13 protein-coding genes are annotated in these 15,413 nt (G+C 71.4%); 3 read left to right on the forward strand and 10 right to left on the reverse strand.

The genetic code is table 11. The features are described 5' to 3' along the window. Positions 1–6: 6 nt before the first annotated feature. From D0T12_RS13190 to D0T12_RS13205, 4 genes are all read right to left on the reverse strand, one after another. Entirely contained in the window at positions 7–1,191 is a 1,185-nt protein-coding gene (locus tag D0T12_RS13190) for a glycosyltransferase (protein WP_233526031.1), read from the reverse strand. A gap of 74 nt (positions 1,192–1,265) precedes the next feature. Further along, the gene (locus D0T12_RS13195; protein WP_117399864.1) at positions 1,266–2,114 is read right to left on the reverse strand and encodes an SAM-dependent methyltransferase; all 849 of its coding nucleotides are present in this window, start codon (positions 2,112–2,114) and stop codon (positions 1,266–1,268) included. A gap of 122 nt (positions 2,115–2,236) precedes the next feature. After that, the gene (locus D0T12_RS13200; RefSeq protein ID WP_117399865.1) at positions 2,237–3,880 is read right to left on the reverse strand and encodes an ABC-F family ATP-binding cassette domain-containing protein; all 1,644 of its coding nucleotides are present in this window, start codon (positions 3,878–3,880) and stop codon (positions 2,237–2,239) included. Between the two features lie 56 nt (positions 3,881–3,936). Continuing rightward, positions 3,937–4,650, reverse strand: a complete 714-nt coding sequence (locus D0T12_RS13205) for a TetR/AcrR family transcriptional regulator (protein WP_199487439.1) — start codon at positions 4,648–4,650, stop codon at positions 3,937–3,939. Between the two features lie 95 nt (positions 4,651–4,745). Between D0T12_RS13205 and D0T12_RS13210 the strand changes: the two genes are divergently transcribed. Both D0T12_RS13210 and D0T12_RS13215 read left to right on the forward strand, forming a co-directional pair. Then, positions 4,746–5,510 carry an SDR family oxidoreductase gene (locus D0T12_RS13210; protein WP_117399866.1) on the forward strand — a complete coding sequence of 255 codons (765 nt, stop codon included), beginning with the start codon at positions 4,746–4,748 and terminating at the stop codon, positions 5,508–5,510. Continuing rightward, complete coding sequence (locus tag D0T12_RS13215) at positions 5,507–6,973, forward strand: MFS transporter (protein WP_233526032.1); 1,467 nt, start codon at positions 5,507–5,509, stop codon at positions 6,971–6,973. The genes D0T12_RS13210 and D0T12_RS13215 overlap by 4 nt, the downstream gene beginning before the upstream one ends. Here the strand turns inward: D0T12_RS13215 and D0T12_RS13220 are convergent. After that, complete coding sequence (locus D0T12_RS13220) at positions 6,963–8,657, reverse strand: proline--tRNA ligase (RefSeq protein WP_117399868.1); 1,695 nt, start codon at positions 8,655–8,657, stop codon at positions 6,963–6,965. The two genes, D0T12_RS13215 and D0T12_RS13220, sit on opposite strands and share 11 nt — an antisense overlap. 76 nt (positions 8,658–8,733) lie before the next feature. Between D0T12_RS13220 and proS the strand changes: the two genes are divergently transcribed. Beyond that, positions 8,734–10,182: a proline--tRNA ligase gene (proS, locus tag D0T12_RS13225; protein ID WP_233526033.1), complete on the forward strand. Its 1,449-nt coding sequence runs from the start codon at positions 8,734–8,736 to the stop codon at positions 10,180–10,182. A 98-nt stretch (positions 10,183–10,280) separates the two neighbouring features. Here proS and D0T12_RS13230 read toward each other — a convergent pair whose 3' ends face one another. The 5 genes from D0T12_RS13230 to D0T12_RS13255 form a co-directional block, all read right to left on the reverse strand. Beyond that, entirely contained in the window at positions 10,281–10,787 is a 507-nt protein-coding gene (locus D0T12_RS13230; RefSeq protein WP_117399870.1) for a DUF6328 family protein, read from the reverse strand. A gap of 33 nt (positions 10,788–10,820) precedes the next feature. Next, positions 10,821–12,815: a SpoIIE family protein phosphatase gene (locus tag D0T12_RS13235; RefSeq protein WP_117399871.1), complete on the reverse strand. Its 1,995-nt coding sequence runs from the start codon at positions 12,813–12,815 to the stop codon at positions 10,821–10,823. Between the two features lie 139 nt (positions 12,816–12,954). Beyond that, positions 12,955–13,800, reverse strand: a complete 846-nt coding sequence (locus D0T12_RS13240; protein ID WP_233526034.1) for an ANTAR domain-containing response regulator — start codon at positions 13,798–13,800, stop codon at positions 12,955–12,957. A gap of 26 nt (positions 13,801–13,826) precedes the next feature. After that, positions 13,827–14,246 carry a CBS domain-containing protein gene (locus D0T12_RS13250; protein ID WP_117399872.1) on the reverse strand — a complete coding sequence of 140 codons (420 nt, stop codon included), beginning with the start codon at positions 14,244–14,246 and terminating at the stop codon, positions 13,827–13,829. Positions 14,247–14,518: 272 nt separating this feature from the next. After that, the gene (locus D0T12_RS13255; RefSeq protein WP_117399873.1) at positions 14,519–15,118 is read right to left on the reverse strand and encodes a sigma-70 family RNA polymerase sigma factor; all 600 of its coding nucleotides are present in this window, start codon (positions 15,116–15,118) and stop codon (positions 14,519–14,521) included. Positions 15,119–15,413 lie beyond the last annotated feature (295 nt).

Below are 15,413 nucleotides of genomic sequence, written 5' to 3' on the forward strand. Positions count from 1 at the left end.
AACCACCTATCGATCCGACGGCGCGATCGTACGGTAGACCTCGGCCAGCAGGGCCCGTGACCGCGCCCAGGTGAGGCCCCGCTCGACGCGTTCGCGGCCGCGTCGTCCCATCGCGGCGGCCTCGTCCGGGTACTCCAGCAGGATCCGGACGGCCCTGGCCAGTTCGGCGGGACGGTCGGCCGGGACGAGCCGTCCGTGCACGCCGTCCGCCATCAGTTCCCGCACCGCCGGAAGATCGGACGCCACCACCGGCACGCCCGCCGCCATCGACTCGATGACCTTCAGCGGGGCGCAGCCCTGGTCGAGGTTGCGGGCGCAGCCGGTGAGCGGCGCCACGGACACCTCCGCGTGCGCGAGCCACGCCGCCACCTCGGAGTGCGGCAGCGTGAACCGCCAGTCGACCCGGTCGGCGATTCCGAGCCGCTCGGCCAGCCGCCGCACCGGCTTCGCCCGCCGCTCGGGGACAGACGCGCACACCACGAGCCGCAGACCGTCGAGGTCGGCGAGCCGCGCGAACGCGCGCATCAGCACGTCCAGGCCCTGCCAGGGCTGCAAGGCGCCGACGTACACGATGTAGCGTTCCGGCGCGTCCACGGGACGCTCCGCCGGTCCGGGGACCTCCGCGCCGTTCGGCACGAGGTGGATCTTCGTCTCCGGGACGCCGAACCGCCGGACGGCCGCACCGATCACCGCCGAGGGCACCACGACCGCGTCGCTGCGCTCCAGACAGAACCGCTCCAGGTCCCGGATCTTGGCGAGCGTCCCGGGCGCGGCCCACGGCCAGGTGTGCGCCATCTCGATCGACGGGAGCCCGTTGACCTCGTACAGCACGCGGTGGCGGCGGCCGTCCGCGACGGCCGGTAGAGCGCTCCACGGATCCCGGACGTGGCAGACCTCCAGGGTGTCGCGGTGCGGCTCCAGATGGCCCGCGACCCACCGGGAGAACGCCTCGGCCCGGTCGATAAGGTTCGGCACCGGCGTGTCGAAGCGGGCGACCTCCCGCGTCCCCTCCCGCTGGTACCGGGGCAGGTCGGCGCCGCCGATCACGGCGAGCAGCCCGCCCCCGAACCGGGTGAACAGCTCGTCGGCCATCTGCGCGATGTGCACCGCCGAGCCCTTGCTGGACGGAAACCGATCGAAAGCGACATAGGCGGCCCTGTGCCCCGCGCCGCCCCCGTGAACCACCCGCACCCGGGCACTTTATCCGTCTCCGGCGAAACACGGCGGGGCATCACGCGAGGTCGAACCCGTACAAGGCGCCCGCGTCAGGACTTGCGGGCCATCCCGCCGTAGCCGTGGACGTGAGGGGGTTCGCCCGTGGAGGGGTCCGGCCGCCAGTGGGAGACCGAGACGACGCCCGGCTCCAGCATCTCCAGACCGTCGAAATACCCCTCGATCTGCTCGGGACTGCGCAGGGTGTACGGCTGCGCTCCGGACTCGGCGTACTTCTCGGTGCTGCGCCTGGCCTGCTCGGACGTGTCGGAGGAGTCCCACACGACGAGGAAGCTGCCCGACGGCACGCCCGCCATCGTGTCGGCCACGATCTGCCTGGCCGTCTCGTAGTCCGGACAGAACCCCAGGACGCCCATGAACATCACCGCGATGGGCCGGTTGAAGTTCAGGACGTTCGCGGCCTCCTCGAGGATCCGCCGCGGCTCGTGGAAGTCGGCGTCGAGGTAGCCGGTGACGCCCTCCGGCGTGGTTCCGCGCATCAGGGCCCGCGCGTGCACGAGCACCATCGGATCGTTGTCGACGTACACGACCCGTGAGTCGGGCGCGACCTGCTGGGCGACCTGATGGGTGTTGGACTCGGTGGGCAGCCCGGCGCCGATGTCGAGGAAGTTGCGGATGTTCTCCTCGGTCGCCAGGTACTTCACGGTGCGGCTCAGAAACCGGCGACCCTCCCTGGCCTCCTGGAAGATCTCGGGATGCAGTGCCGCGGTGGCGTCGCCGACCGCCCGGTCGACCTCGTAGTTGTCCTTGCCGCCCAGCCAGTAGTTCCACGTCCGCGCGGGGGAGGGGATGTCGGTCCGGAAGCGTGCCTGGACGTCCTCGGGCAGGCGGGGGGCGGGGTGCGCGGATGAGCCGCCGGGGGTGGCACCGGATGGGGGCATGGTCGGCTCCTCTGGTCTTGACCGCTGAGAAGGATCTTACGTTTCGCCGACCGGCGCGTGAACCGTCGCCGAATTCCGCCCGCGCGTTCCGGACCGTTCCGGAGGCGACGTGCCCCGCGTCCTCATCGAGGACGGGACACCCGGGCCTCGTCCCAGACCGGTTCCGGGGACTCGTAGACGGACCCGTCGGCGCCGAAGACCAGGAAGCGGTCGAAGGAGCGGGCGAACCAGCGGTCGTGCGTCACCGCCAGGACGGTGCCCTCGTAGGACTCCAGGCCCTCCTGGAGGGCCTCGGCGCTGGCCAGGTCGAGGTTGTCGGTGGGCTCGTCCAGGAGGAGGAGCGTGGCGCCGCCGAGTTCCAGGAGAAGGATCTGGAGACGGGCCTGCTGACCCCCGGAAAGGGTCTCGAAGCGCTGTTCCGCGCAGTGCTGGAGTTCGTAACGGGCCAGGTCGTTCATCGCGTTGTCGCGGAGCCGGGCGTGCTCGGTCATGACGATCTCGCACGGGGTACGTCCGGCCAGGTCCGGCCGGGCGTGGGTCTGCGCGAAGAGGCCGGGGACGACGCGCGCCCCGAGACGTGCCGTGCCGGTGTGGGCGACGGGCGCCGCCGGGGTCGCGCCGCGCGGAAGCGTCTCGGCGATGGTGGCGAGAAGCCGCAGGAAATGCGACTTGCCCGAACCGTTGGAGCCCAGGACGGCGACGCGTTCGCCGTACCAGATCTCGGTGTCGAACGGCTTCATCAGGCCGGTCAGTTCGAGGTTCTCGCAGATCACCGAGCGTTTGCCGGTACGGCCGCCGCGCAGGCGCATCTTCAGACTCTGGTCGCGGGGCGGGATCTCCGGCGGGCCCGCCTCCTCGAACTTGCGCAGGCGGGTCTGCGCAGCGCGGTAGCGGGACGCGAAGGAGTCGTTCGTGGTCGCCTTGACCTTGAGGTTGTTGACGAACTCCTTGAGCCTCGCGTGTTCCTCGTCCCAGCGGCGGCGCAGTTCCTCCAGGCGTTCGTTGCGGTCGCGGCGGGCGGCGGCGTAGGTGGAGAAACGGCCGCCGTGGATCCAGACGCGGGACGCCTCGACGGTGACGATGCGGTCGGCGGAACGGTCGAGGAGTTCACGGTCGTGGGACACGAGAAGGACCGTCTTGGACGTCTCCCGCAGCTTCTCCTCAAGCCATCGCTTCCCCGGCACGTCGAGGTAGTTGTCGGGCTCGTCCAGAAGAAGGACCTGGTCGGGGCCGCGTAGCAGCGCCTCCAGGGCCAGGCGTTTCTGTTCGCCGCCGGACAGCGTGCGCACCTCGCGCCACCGGCAGGAGTCGTAGGAGATCCCGCGGGCCGCGACGCAGCACGCGTCCCAGAGGACCTCGATCTCGTAGCCGCCCGCGTCGCCCCACCCGGACAGGGCCGTGGCGTAGCGGAGCTGGGTCGGTTCGTCGTCGCGTTCCATCATCGCCAGTTCGGCCGCCTCGACCGCGGCCGCCGCCTCGCGGACCCGGGGCGGCGCGACGGAAAGCAGCAGGTCATGGACGGACGAGTCGTCCCGCATCCCCCCGATGAACTGTCGCATCACGCCGAGCCCGCCGCTGTGCGCGACCGTGCCGTCCTGCGGGGCGATGTCCCCGGCGATCAACCGTAGAAGCGTCGTCTTCCCCGCGCCGTTCGGGCCGATGAGCGCGGCGACCGCGCCTTCCCCGACGCGGAACGACACGTCGTCCAGCAGGACGCGGCCGTCCGGCAGAACATGACGCACGTGACCGACCTCGACGTGTCCCATGGCGCCGAGTCTCGGAAACGGCCGACCACCGCGTCAATCGAATTTCGGTCGGGGGACTACTCCGGGACGGGGAGACCGAGGGAGTGCACCAGGTTGCCGATCTCGGCGCGGTAGATCTTGGCGGGATTGGGGGTCTGGCCGCTGAGATGGCCGTAGATCTCCAGGGAGAGCAGACCGTGCAGGCGGCCCCACATGCGCAGCGCCTCACCGACGGCCCCCGGGGGCAGGCCGGGAAACTCCGCGCGGACCTTCGTGACCAGGGCGGAGTCGAAGTCGTCCCAGTCGTAGGCGTCGGCGGGACGGAGCCGTTCGGTCCGCGGCCAGGCGGCGGCGACCAGGCCGGTCAACCCCATGCAGGTGCGTTGCTCGGCCTCGGGCGCGGCGCCACCCTCGGGCGGCCGGTAACCGGGCACCGGATCGCCGTAGATCAGCCGGAAGCCCTGGGGGTTCGCGAGCGCCCACTCGCGGAAGGCCAGCCCCCAGGCCATGATCCGGCGGCCGGGATCGTCGGCCGGGACGTTGTCGCGGGCCCGCTCCACGGCGTCGACCAGTGAGGTGTGCACCTCCTGGATCAGCATGGTGACCAGGTCGTCGCGGGTCGGGAAATAGCCGTAGATGGCGCCCGCGGTCATGCCCATCTCGCGGGCGATGGCGCGCAGCGAGATCGCGCCGGGACCGCCCTCGGCCATCAGCTTCAACGCGATCCCGCGGATCTCGGCGATGGTCTCGGCCCGCAGCCGGGCGCGGCGGCGCGGCGTCTGCTCACTCACGCTTGACAGCCTACAGCGTTCAGGATCTAATCCCCATGCAGTTACTACACGGCGTTCAGTTTTTGGACGGCGTAATCTTCATGAAGGGGATTTTCATGGATCTGGGTCTGTCGGGTCGCGCCGCCGTGGTCACCGGTGCCAGTCGCGGGATCGGGCTCGCGATCGTGCGCGCGCTCACCGCCGAGGGCGTCCGCGTCACCGGTGCCGCCCGTACCGTCACGCCCGAGTTGAAGGAGACCGGCGCCCTCGTCGTCGAGGCGGACCTGACCACCGACGAGGGCGCCACGCTCCTCGTCGAGCGGGCGGTCGCGGAACTCGGAGACGTCGACGTGCTGGTCAACAACGTCGGCGGCGGTGACACCTTCGCCGTCGGCGGCTTCCTGAGCGCGGACGACGCGATGTGGCGGAACGCGTTCGACCGGAACTTCTTCAGCGCGGTGCGCGTCACCCGCGCCGCGATGCCGAGCCTCCTCCGGCGGCGGGGCACCGTCATCAACATCTCGTCCGTGGTGGCCCGCGCGCCCGGTGCCGGGACGGTCGACTACAGCGTTCCGAAGGCCGCGTTGACCGCCCTGGGCAAGGCGCTGGACGAGGAGTTCGGACCGCGGGGCGTACGCACGACCACCGTGTCGCCGGGGCCGGTGCGCACCGCGTTCTGGGACGCCCTCGCCACCGCCTACGGCACCGACGCCGCCGTGCTGCTCACCGGAATCCCCGCCTCGGCCGGGATGACGACCGGGCGGGTGATCGAGCCCGAGGAGGTCGCCGACCTGGTCGCGTTCCTGGCCTCCGACCGCGCCCGCAGCGTCGCCGGAAGCGATCACCTGCTGGACGGCGGCGCGCTGAAGGTCGCGTCGTGAGACGCACCGGCCCCATGCTGGCGCTGCTGGCGTTCGCCCAGTTCGTCGTCGCGGTCGACTACAACATCGTCTACGTGGCGCTGCCCGACATCGGGGACGCGCTGGGCTTCTCCGCGCGGTCCCTCCAGTGGGTCGTCAGCGCGTACGCGGTCGCCTACGGCGGTTTCCTGCTGCTGGGCGGACGGCTCGCCGACCGGCTGGGCGGGCGGCGCGTGTTCGTCCTCGGCTCAGTGATCTTCGGGCTGGCCTGTCTGGTCGGCGGTTTCGCCACCGAGCCCGGCGTCCTCATCGCCGCGCGGGCGGCGCAGGGGCTGGGCGGCGCGCTGCTGTCACCGGCCACCCTGATGCTGATCAACACGCGGTTCCAGGAGGGCCCGCCACGGACCCGCGCCATGGCCGTGTGGGGCGCGGCGGGCAGCGGCGGACTCGCCGCCGGGGCACTGCTCGGCGGCCTGCTCACCCAGGCGTGGGGTTGGGCCTCGGTGCTGTTCGTCCTGGTCCCGCTGGCGCTGGCCGCCGCCGCGCTCGCCCCGGCGCTCCTGCCGCCGGACGCTCGACACGCGTCCACGCGCGGCGGGTTCGACGCTCCCGGCGCGGTCCTGGCCACCGTCGGATCGGCGCTGCTGGTGTTCGGCCTGGTCAGCGGCCCGGAAGCCGGCTGGTGGTCCCCGCGCGGCCTCGGGGCCCTGGCCGCCGGTGCGCTGCTGCTCGCGGTGTTCGGCCTGGTCGAGGCGAGGACGACGGACCCGTTGGCGCCGCCGCGGCTGTTCGCCAACCGTGCGCTGATGGTGGCGATCGGCGTGATCCTGGTCTTCCAGAGCGCCCTGGGCGGCGCGTACTTCCTGTTCACCACCTACATGCAGAACGTGCTCGGGTACCGGGCGCTGGAGGCCGGGCTCGCCTTCGTCCCGCTGACGCTCATCTCCATGGCCGCGTCGCTGCGGCTGGCCGGGGCGCTGCTCGTCCGCTGGGGTCCTCGCATGACGCTGTTCGCGGGGATGGCCGTCAACGGCACGGGCATGGTGGTGCTCGCGGTGACCATGTCGACCGGAGCCTCCTACTGGGCGCTCCTGCCGGGCGTGGTGATCTGGGGCGTCGGCGGAGGCGTCACGTTCCCGGCGATGTTCGTGTGCGCCGCCTCGGGCGTCCGCCCCACCGAGGCCGGGATCGCCTCCGCCGTCGCCACCACCGCGCAGCAACTCGGCGGCGCGGCGGGACTCGCCGTCCTGGTGGCCGTCGCCACGGCGGGTCTCGGCGGCTCGCCCGAACTCCCCGCGGTCGCGGACGGTCTCCGCACGGCGATGTGGGTCGGCGGCGCCGCCTCCATCGCGGGGGGCCTCCTGGCGTTCGTCCTCCCACGCGCACGCCCGGCCCGGCCCGCCCGGACCGCCACCGGCGATCCGGTCGCGGCCCCGGTCACCGGCGGTCGTGGCGGCTCGCGGTCCGGCGGGCTCAGCCCGTGAGAAGCGAGCGGACGTGCGAGGAAACGGACGCCAGAGGAACCTTGACGGTGTCGCCGGTGGCACGCGTGGTGACCTCGGCGGTGCCGTCGGCGAGGCCCCGGCGGCCCACGGTGACACGGAACGGGATGCCGGTCAGTTCGGCGTCGCGGAACTTCACGCCCGCTCGTTCGGAACGGTCGTCGATGACCGTCTCGACGCCGGTGGACGTGAGGGCCGTGTAGACGTCCTCGGCGGCCTGGGCGACCTCGGAGTCGTCCGACTGCGCGGCCACCACGACGACCTGGAACGGGGCGACGGACAGGGGCCAGACGATGCCGCGGTCGTCGTGGTGGTTCTCGACGATCGCGGCCATCGCGCGTTCGACGCCGATGCCGTAACTGCCCATGATCACCGGGACGCGGCGGCCGTCCGCCGCGAGGACCTCGGCGCCGAGCGCGCGGGCGTAGCGGTCGCCGAGCTTGAAGATGTGGCCGACCTCGATGGCCCGCTGGATCTCCAGGGGCTCCCCGCAGCGGACGCAGCGCTCGCCCGCCGCGACCTCCCGCAGGTCCGCCCACAGGCCGACGTCGATGTCGCGGTCGACGTCGACGCCGCGCAGGTGGACGTCGTCGGTGTTCGCGCCGGTGAACATGGCCCGGCGGCCGCGCAGCGCCTCGTCCGCGATCACCGGGAGCGACACGCCGACCGCGCCGAGGCTGCCCGGTAGCGCGCCGAGGGCGTCCCGGATCTCGGCCGGGTCGGCGGCGCGCAACGCGGTCGCGCCCGTCGCGTCCACGAGCTTCTGCTCGTTGAGGGGGTGGTCGCCGCGGAGAAGGACGAGCGTCAGCGTCCCGTCCAAGATGTAGACGAGGGTCTTGATCTGGCGGTCGGCGGGCGCGTCGTAGGCCAGCAGGTCCTCGATGGTGCGGACGCCCGGGGTGTCGAAACGCTCGGGGGTCGGGAGGCCGGGCTCGTCGGAGACGGCGGGCAGGACGGACGTCGCGCGTTCGATGTTGGCCGCGTAGCCGCAGGCGGCGCAGTGGACGAGATGGTCCTCCCCGACGTCGGACGGGCACATGAACTCGGTGGAGCCGGAGCCGCCCATCGTGCCGCTGGACGCCTCGCACGGCAGCGCCGGAATGCCGAGCCGGTCGAAGATCCGCGTGTAGGCGCCGTGGTAGGCGTCGAACGAGGCGTCAAGGCCGGGACGGTCGATGTCGAAGCTGTAGGCGTCCTTCATGGTGAACTCGCGGGTCCGCATGAGGCCGCCCTTGGGGCGCGGCTCGTCCCGGAACTTCGTCTGGAACTGGTACCAGCTCTGCGGAAGCTGCCGGTAGGAGTTCAGCTCCCCGGCGACCGTCGCGAAGATCTCCTCGTGCGTCATGCCGAGGGCATGGTCGGCGCCGCGCCGGTCCCGGAGGCGGAACATCTCCCGGCCCATCAGGTCCCAGCGGCCGGACCGCTGCCACGGCTCGGCCGGGTGCAGGGCGGGCAGCAGCATCTCCTGCGCGCCGATCGCGTCCATCTCCGCCCGGACGATCGCGATGATCTTGGCCCGGACGCGGACGGCGAGCGGCAACAGAGAGTAGTGCCCGGCGGTGAGCTGCCGGATGTAGCCCGCGCGCAGCAACAGCCGGTGGCTCGGCGCGTCGGCCTCCGCCGGATCGTCACGGAGCGTGGGCGCGAACATCTGGGACCAGCGCATCCCGCGAGAGTAGCGAAGGCGCCGATGCGCGGCGAAAAGCGTCAGGGCCTCTGGCGGCAGTCGGTACCCTATGGCCGTGAGTCGAGAAGGTGTGACGCCGCAGAGTGAGGATTTCTCCGCCTGGTACAACGAGCTGGTCGTGCAGGCGCAGCTCGTCGACCGCGGACCGGTGCGCGGCACGATGGTCATCCGACCGTACGGCTACCGGGTGTGGGAGCTGCTCCAGGCCGACCTGGACCGGCGGATCAAGGACGCGGGGCACGACAACGTGTCCTTCCCGTCGCTGATCCCGGAGTCCTACCTCAAGCGTGAGGCGGAGCACGTCGAGGGCTTCTCGCCGGAGCTGGCCGTCGTGACGCACGCGGGCGGCAAGGAGCTGGACGAGCCGCTGGTCGTCCGGCCCACCTCCGAGACGATCATCGGCGAGTACATGGCCAAGTGGATCGACTCGCACCGCGACCTGCCGCTGCTGCTGAACCAGTGGGCGAACGTCGTCCGGTGGGAGATGCGGCCCCGGCTGTTCCTGCGCACGACCGAGTTCCTCTGGCAGGAGGGCCACACCGCGCACGCCGACGAGGACGACGCGATGCGCGAGACGATGTGGGCGCTGGACGCCTACGCGGGCGTCGCCAGGGAACTCGCGGCGATGCCGGTCGTGCCGGGGGAGAAGACGCCGGGCGAGCGGTTCGCCGGTGCCGTCCGTACCTACACGCTCGAAGCCATGATGCGGGACGGCCGGGCCCTCCAGGCCGCGACGTCGCACTACCTCGGCACCAACTTCGCCAAGGCCTTCGAGATCCAGTACCAGGACGAGGCGGGCAAGCTGACGCCGGCGCACACCACGTCCTGGGGCATGACGACCCGGATGCTCGGCGCCGTGGTCATGACGCACGGCGACGACAAGGGCCTCGTCCTGCCGCCGCGGCTCGCGCCGTACCAGGTCGTGATCGTCCCGATCGGGCGCAAGGAGCAGGGCGAGCAGGCCGCGGCCGAGGCCCGCAGGCTGGGCGCGGCGATCAGGGCGATGGGCATCCGGGTGCACGTGGACGACAACCGTCCGCAGCTCTCCCCGGGGTTCAAGTTCAACGAATGGGAGATGCGCGGCGTCCCGGTCCGCGTCGAACTCGGCAAGCGGGACATCGACGGCGGTGTCGCCACCCTCGTCCGGCGGCTGCCGACGGTCGAGGGGCAGGGCAAGGAGCAGATCCCGCTGGACAAGCTGCCCGAGCTGCTCCCCGGGATCCTCGCCGACTTCCAGTCGTTCCTGCTGGCCAGGGCCGAGGCGTTCCGCGAGGAGAACACCGCCGTCGTGGACGGCTGGGACGCGTTCGTCGCGCAGGTCGCGTCCGGGTGGGCCCGCGCGTTCCACTGCGGCGCCACCGCGTGCGAGGACGATGTCAAGGCCGAGACCGCCGCGACGCCCCGGGTCATCCCGGCCGACGCGCCCGACGAGACGGGCACGTGCGTGAAGTGCGGGAGCCCGTCCGCCTACGGCAGGCGCGTCATCTTCGGCCGCGCGTACTGACCGAACCGTCCGACCGCACCGTCCGACCGACCCGTCCGACCGAACCGGTCCCTGCGGTAGGCGACCCCTGACCCGGTACCGGCCGCCGGCCGTGCCGGTCAGGTGTCGTCGTTCTGTAGTCTGCGGTTCGCGGCTCGCCGTGTCAGATAGGGCTGGACGAACCACGCCCATCCGGACAGCAGCAGGACGACCGCGATCGTGACGACCGTCAGGGCCGCCTTCTCCTCCAGCGACTCGACGATCAGCGTGGTCGCCGCGGTGATCGAGATGCTGAGCGCGAACGCGCCGAGGATCCCGAACCGGTTCGCGCGGCGGATCAGCAGCGCCTTCTGCCCGAGCTGGAACAGGATCCGGTGCTGGAACACGGGCGCGATGAAGCAGATCGAGGCGAACGCCGCACCGAACAGGGCGATGTAGAACAACGTCACCCCCGGGCCGTCGACCTCGTGGAAGTTCGCGGAGAACGGCACGGTGAGCAGGAAGGCGAAGAGAACCTGCACACCGGTGACCGCGACGCGGAACCCCTGGAGGAGTTCCATCAACTGTCGGTCGAGACGTTCGTGCTCGGTCTCGTTGCGGGGCTTGTCCGCAGGATCCACGGTCATGGGAAAAGATCTACCCTGCAAATCGGACATCTATCAGGTAAGGGACGGTGGTTCCACCCGCATCGCCAGCATCGACACGTCGTCGCGAAGGTCGCCGTCGCAGAACTCCAGCAGCACCCGCTCCACCCCGGCGAGCATCCCCTGCGGGGTGTCGCCCGCGTGCGCCGCGAGGGTCTCCAGGAGGCGTTCCTGCCCGAACTCCTGCCGCATCATGTCGCACGCCTCAAGGACGCCGTCCGAATGCAGGATCAGCGTGTCGCCCGCGGTGAGATCGACCGTGTCGAGGCCCGGCTCGAAGTCCTCGAACAGGCCGAGCGGGACACCGCCACGGGACGCCGTCCTGATCACGCCGTCCGCGCGGACCACGATCGCCGGGGGATGGCCCGCCGTGCCGAGCGACACGATGACCTTCTCCGTCTCCACCGTCAACCCGGCCATGACGGCGGTGACGAAGCGGTCCTCGTCCAGCAGCGCCTCGTTCACGATGCCGAGCACGTCCCCGGGCCGCGATCGCCACCGGGATGCCAGCCGCGCGCAGTGCCGGGCCGTCGCCGTCACCGCCGCCGCGTCCTCGCCCTTGCCGCACACGTCGCCGAGGATGAGCCCCCAGCCGTTCTCGGTGCGGAACACGTCGTAGAAGTCGCCGCCGACCTCCGAGCCGTGCGTCGCCGTCAGGTACTTCGCGGCCACGGTCACCCCCTCGATGGTCGGCAGCACCCGCGGCAGCAGCCCGGCCTGCAACGTCTCCGCGACCTCCGCGCGGCGCCGGTAGAGCCGCGCCGCCCTGATCACCAGGGCCAGATAGCGGCCGAGGCGCTGGACGACGCCGAGGTCCATGAGGTCGAACGGGCCGTACTCGCCGCTCGCCGCCAACGTGATCGTCCCGATGGCGCGGTCGCCGTCCTCGATCGGGACGCTCAGCACCGACGTCGCGCCGATCTTGCCGCAGACCGGTTGGCCGTCCGGGCAGACGCCGAGGACGTCGAGGCTCTCCACATGCGGTCGCAGCGCGCTCTGCCGGGTGACGAACACGGTGTGCGGGAGCGTCCCGTCGACCGGGTCGACCTCCTCCAGGGTCCGCGCGGCCTCCACGGAATGCTCGTCCTCGGGGCCCATCACGACCTGCCGGCGTAGCGGGATCTTGCCCGCCACGTGGGCGCCGGTGGGCGCGGCCCCCGCCGGGCCGCCGCCGCTCGGCACCGTCAGGTCGATGAACGCCCAGTCGGCCAGCTCGGCGGCCAGCAGCCGGGCGCACCGCCGGACCGCCACCGTCTCGTTGAAGACCGGCTCGTCCAGCAGCAGCTCGCTGGCGGTCGCGAGGACGTCCATCCGGTGCACGATCGTCGCGACGGCCTCGTCGTCGGGCGGCCCGCCCTGTGCGCCCCTGGTCTGCGCGACCTTCGCCCGCGGGGAGCGCGCAGGGTCCTGCCCGTCCTGGGCGGACGTGTCGTCGGTGGGGGTGTTCGTAGAACCGGCGGCCACCATGACCATCGGATCGGGTTCGCCGCGGATCCACACGCGGGCGAACGTCACCACCGCGTCCACCGGACGGTCCCGGCCCAGGAAACGGACCTGGACGCGGCGGCGGCGGCCCGTCCGGACCACCGCGGCGAGTTGCGACCGCACCGCCGCACGGGTCGCCATGTCGCAGAACGCAGTGAACTGTTTACCCGACACATATCCGGACGACGTGCCGAGCAGCATCGCCGCCTGCCGGTTGACCCGCCGCACGCTCGTGTTGCGGTCCAGCAGGAACAGGGGCACCGGGGCGTCCTGGAAGACGGTCCGCAGGACCCGCCGCTCGTTCTCCGCCGCCGCCGACCCGCCCTGCTCGCCGATGTGCTCGCCGCCCATCGTCCGGAGCACGGTCAGCGCCAGCTCCAACTCGACCAGCGCCGCGTCCAGCGTGACCCGTAGGTCGGGTTCGGGCACGCCCGCGGCCTGGCGCAGCTCACCGATGCGCCCTTCGAGGTCCGAGATCTCCCGCATCAGGGACTCGGGTTCGAGCTGGTCGGGCCGATCGTGCATCTGGTCTCCCTCTCATCCAGCCACATGGCGGAGCCAGGGCGGCCTCCGCCCTTCCGGGACCGGAGATCACCGGGCCGCCTTCCGCGGTCCGGCAGTGCGCAGCTTATGCGCCGCACCCGTATGCGCCTAGATATCTGGCCTAGGGAAGCCCCTGGTGACCGACGATACGCTGGGCGAGCGCGGTGAGCTTCACGTGACGTGTCTGTGAGATGCGCCGTAGCTCGGCGAACGCCTCGTCGGCGTCGCATCCGAGCGCGTGCATCAGGATGCCCTTCGCCTGGTCGACGATGGCCCGTGCCTCCACCGCCTCCTGCAACTGTATGGCGGTGCGGTGCACGTCGTCGTACTGCTGGGTGTTGCTGACCGCGGCGGTGCCCTGCGCGATCAGCAGGGACGCCAGCGCGTGCCGGTCGTGCCCCAGCGCCTTCGGCGTCACCCCGTACAGGGTGAGCGTGACCAGGACGGGCGGGTTCAGATGCGGGGTCGTGGTGAAACATCGCACCCCGCGGCGGAGCATGTCGGACATCGCCTCCGGCCAGCGGGTCTCCCCGAGGATGTCGTCCGACGACAGCGTCCGGCGGTCCAGCACCACGTCGAAGATCGGTCCGTGGCCGCGGGACAACTGCCGGTCGGTCACCTCGGCGAGGTCGGGATGGCTGGCCGCGGCGGCCAGCGGCTCGGGACGGGTCTCCTCCGGCGCCGGGACGTCCGGCGGGAACACCTCCGGCGCGGGCGTCTGCGCCGGAACGCGCGGCATCTCCCGGGACGGGTCGGGCGGCAGCCCGAGCGCCGACCCCGGATCGTTTCCGGCCGTGTCCGGCAACGCCCAGCGCACGCTCGCCGCCCCCGCGCACCCCGGAACGGCGCGCGAGGCGAGTTCCGTCACCCGGTGCAGGGTGCCGATGTCGGACGACTCCCCGACCATTCCGAGCCGGGCGATCTCCAACGCGAGCTGGTCCGTCAGGACCGTTTCGGTGGGTGTCACCCTTACGACTCTACGCGTGCGCCGCGCTAGTTGTTCGGGGGCGCCTTGCTGATCTTGCTCAGCGGGCCGTCCTCCCCGTCGGCGAGGACCAGGTCACCGATGGACACGATTCCGACCGGACGCTGCTCGTCGTCCACGACGGGAAGCCGCCGCACGGCCTGTTCGACCATCAGCCGCGCCGCCGTCACGGTGTCGTCGTCGAGCCGCAGGGTGGTCAGTTCGGCCGTGCACACGTCCCCGAGGGGAGTGAGAGAAGTGTCACGGCTCTCCGCGACGGCTCGGACCACGATGTCACGATCGGTGATCAGGCCGCAGAGCCGTCCGGCATAGGTGACCAGCACGTCCCCGATGCCATGGTCCCGCATGACCTGGGCGGCCTCGTACAGCGTCGCGTCCAACGGCAATGTATGGGGCTTGGCCGTCATCACGTCGCGGACCCTGTTCATGGCATTTCTCTCCTCTTTAGGCCCTGACGGGCCTCCATCGTCGAGAAACGCGGGCGATCGCCGGCATCGCCTCGTCACGCCCGGCGAGGTGGCCGATCGCGGGCGTCGGGCTGCTGCGTGGTTACGACGATGGGTTGGGGTTGGTGGATGACCGGATGAGTTTCGCTCTCGGTACCCGGTGGACAACCCCTCATGCACCGAACAGGACGATCCCGCAAGCACGGGGCACCTGCGGGATCGCGTCTTTCCGGATCCTCAGAGAGGACGGGGGCTCAGGCGGCGAGCACGTGGTCGGAGAGGGCTTCGCGGAGCTGCTTGCGGCCGCGGTGGAGTCGGGACATGACCGTGCCGATGGGCGTGCCCATCATCTGGGCGATCTCCTTGTAGGGGTACCCCTCGACGTCGGCGAGGTACACGGCGTCGCGGAAGTCCTTGGGCAGGGCGCGCAGGGCCGCGGCGATCCCGGCGTCGGGGATGCGGTCGAGCGCCTCCGACTCCGCGGACCGGAAACCGGACGAGCTGGCCTCGGCCTGGGCGATCTGCCATTCCTCCAGTTCCTCGGAACCGGCCCGCTGGGGCTCGCGCTGCTTCTTGCGGTAGGTGTTGATGAAGTTGTTGGTGAGGATGCGGTGCAGCCAGGCCTTGAGATTCGTGCCTTCCTGGAACTGGTGGAAGTTCACGTACGCCTTGGCCAGGGTCTCCTGGACGAGGTCCTCGGCGTCCGCACTGTTGCGGGTCATGCGGACCGCGCTGACGTACAGCGGGTCGGCGAGCGGCAGCACGTCGCGCTCGTAGCGTCGCGTGCTCTCGATGGTCGCGTTGTTCTCGGTGTCGCGGTTCTTGGCGTCGCGGCGGATGGTGACAGCGGTCATCGTTCGCTCCCCGTGGATAGTGGCCCGTGGCCGTACCGGTTTCTGGCGCGTGTTCGGGGGCACGCGCGGACCGGGCGGACGAGCCGCCCACCGTCAGGTGATACGTGCCACCGTTCCCGGCGGGTTCGCGTGCGGCCTCGTTCGAGGGTCGGGTCGAGGCTCGTGCGTCGGATCGGCTGTGCCAGGGCGACCCCGTTCTGCGGGACGTCGCGGGCCGTGCTCGATCAGAAAGATTCCACCCACCGGTGGTCTTCCTGCCTTGTAAGACGCGGGGGAGGGCGTGAATGGTTGCGTC

The sequence above is a fragment of the Actinomadura spongiicola genome, from assembly GCF_003432485.1.
GTDB classification, from domain to species: domain Bacteria; phylum Actinomycetota; class Actinomycetes; order Streptosporangiales; family Streptosporangiaceae; genus Spirillospora; species Spirillospora spongiicola.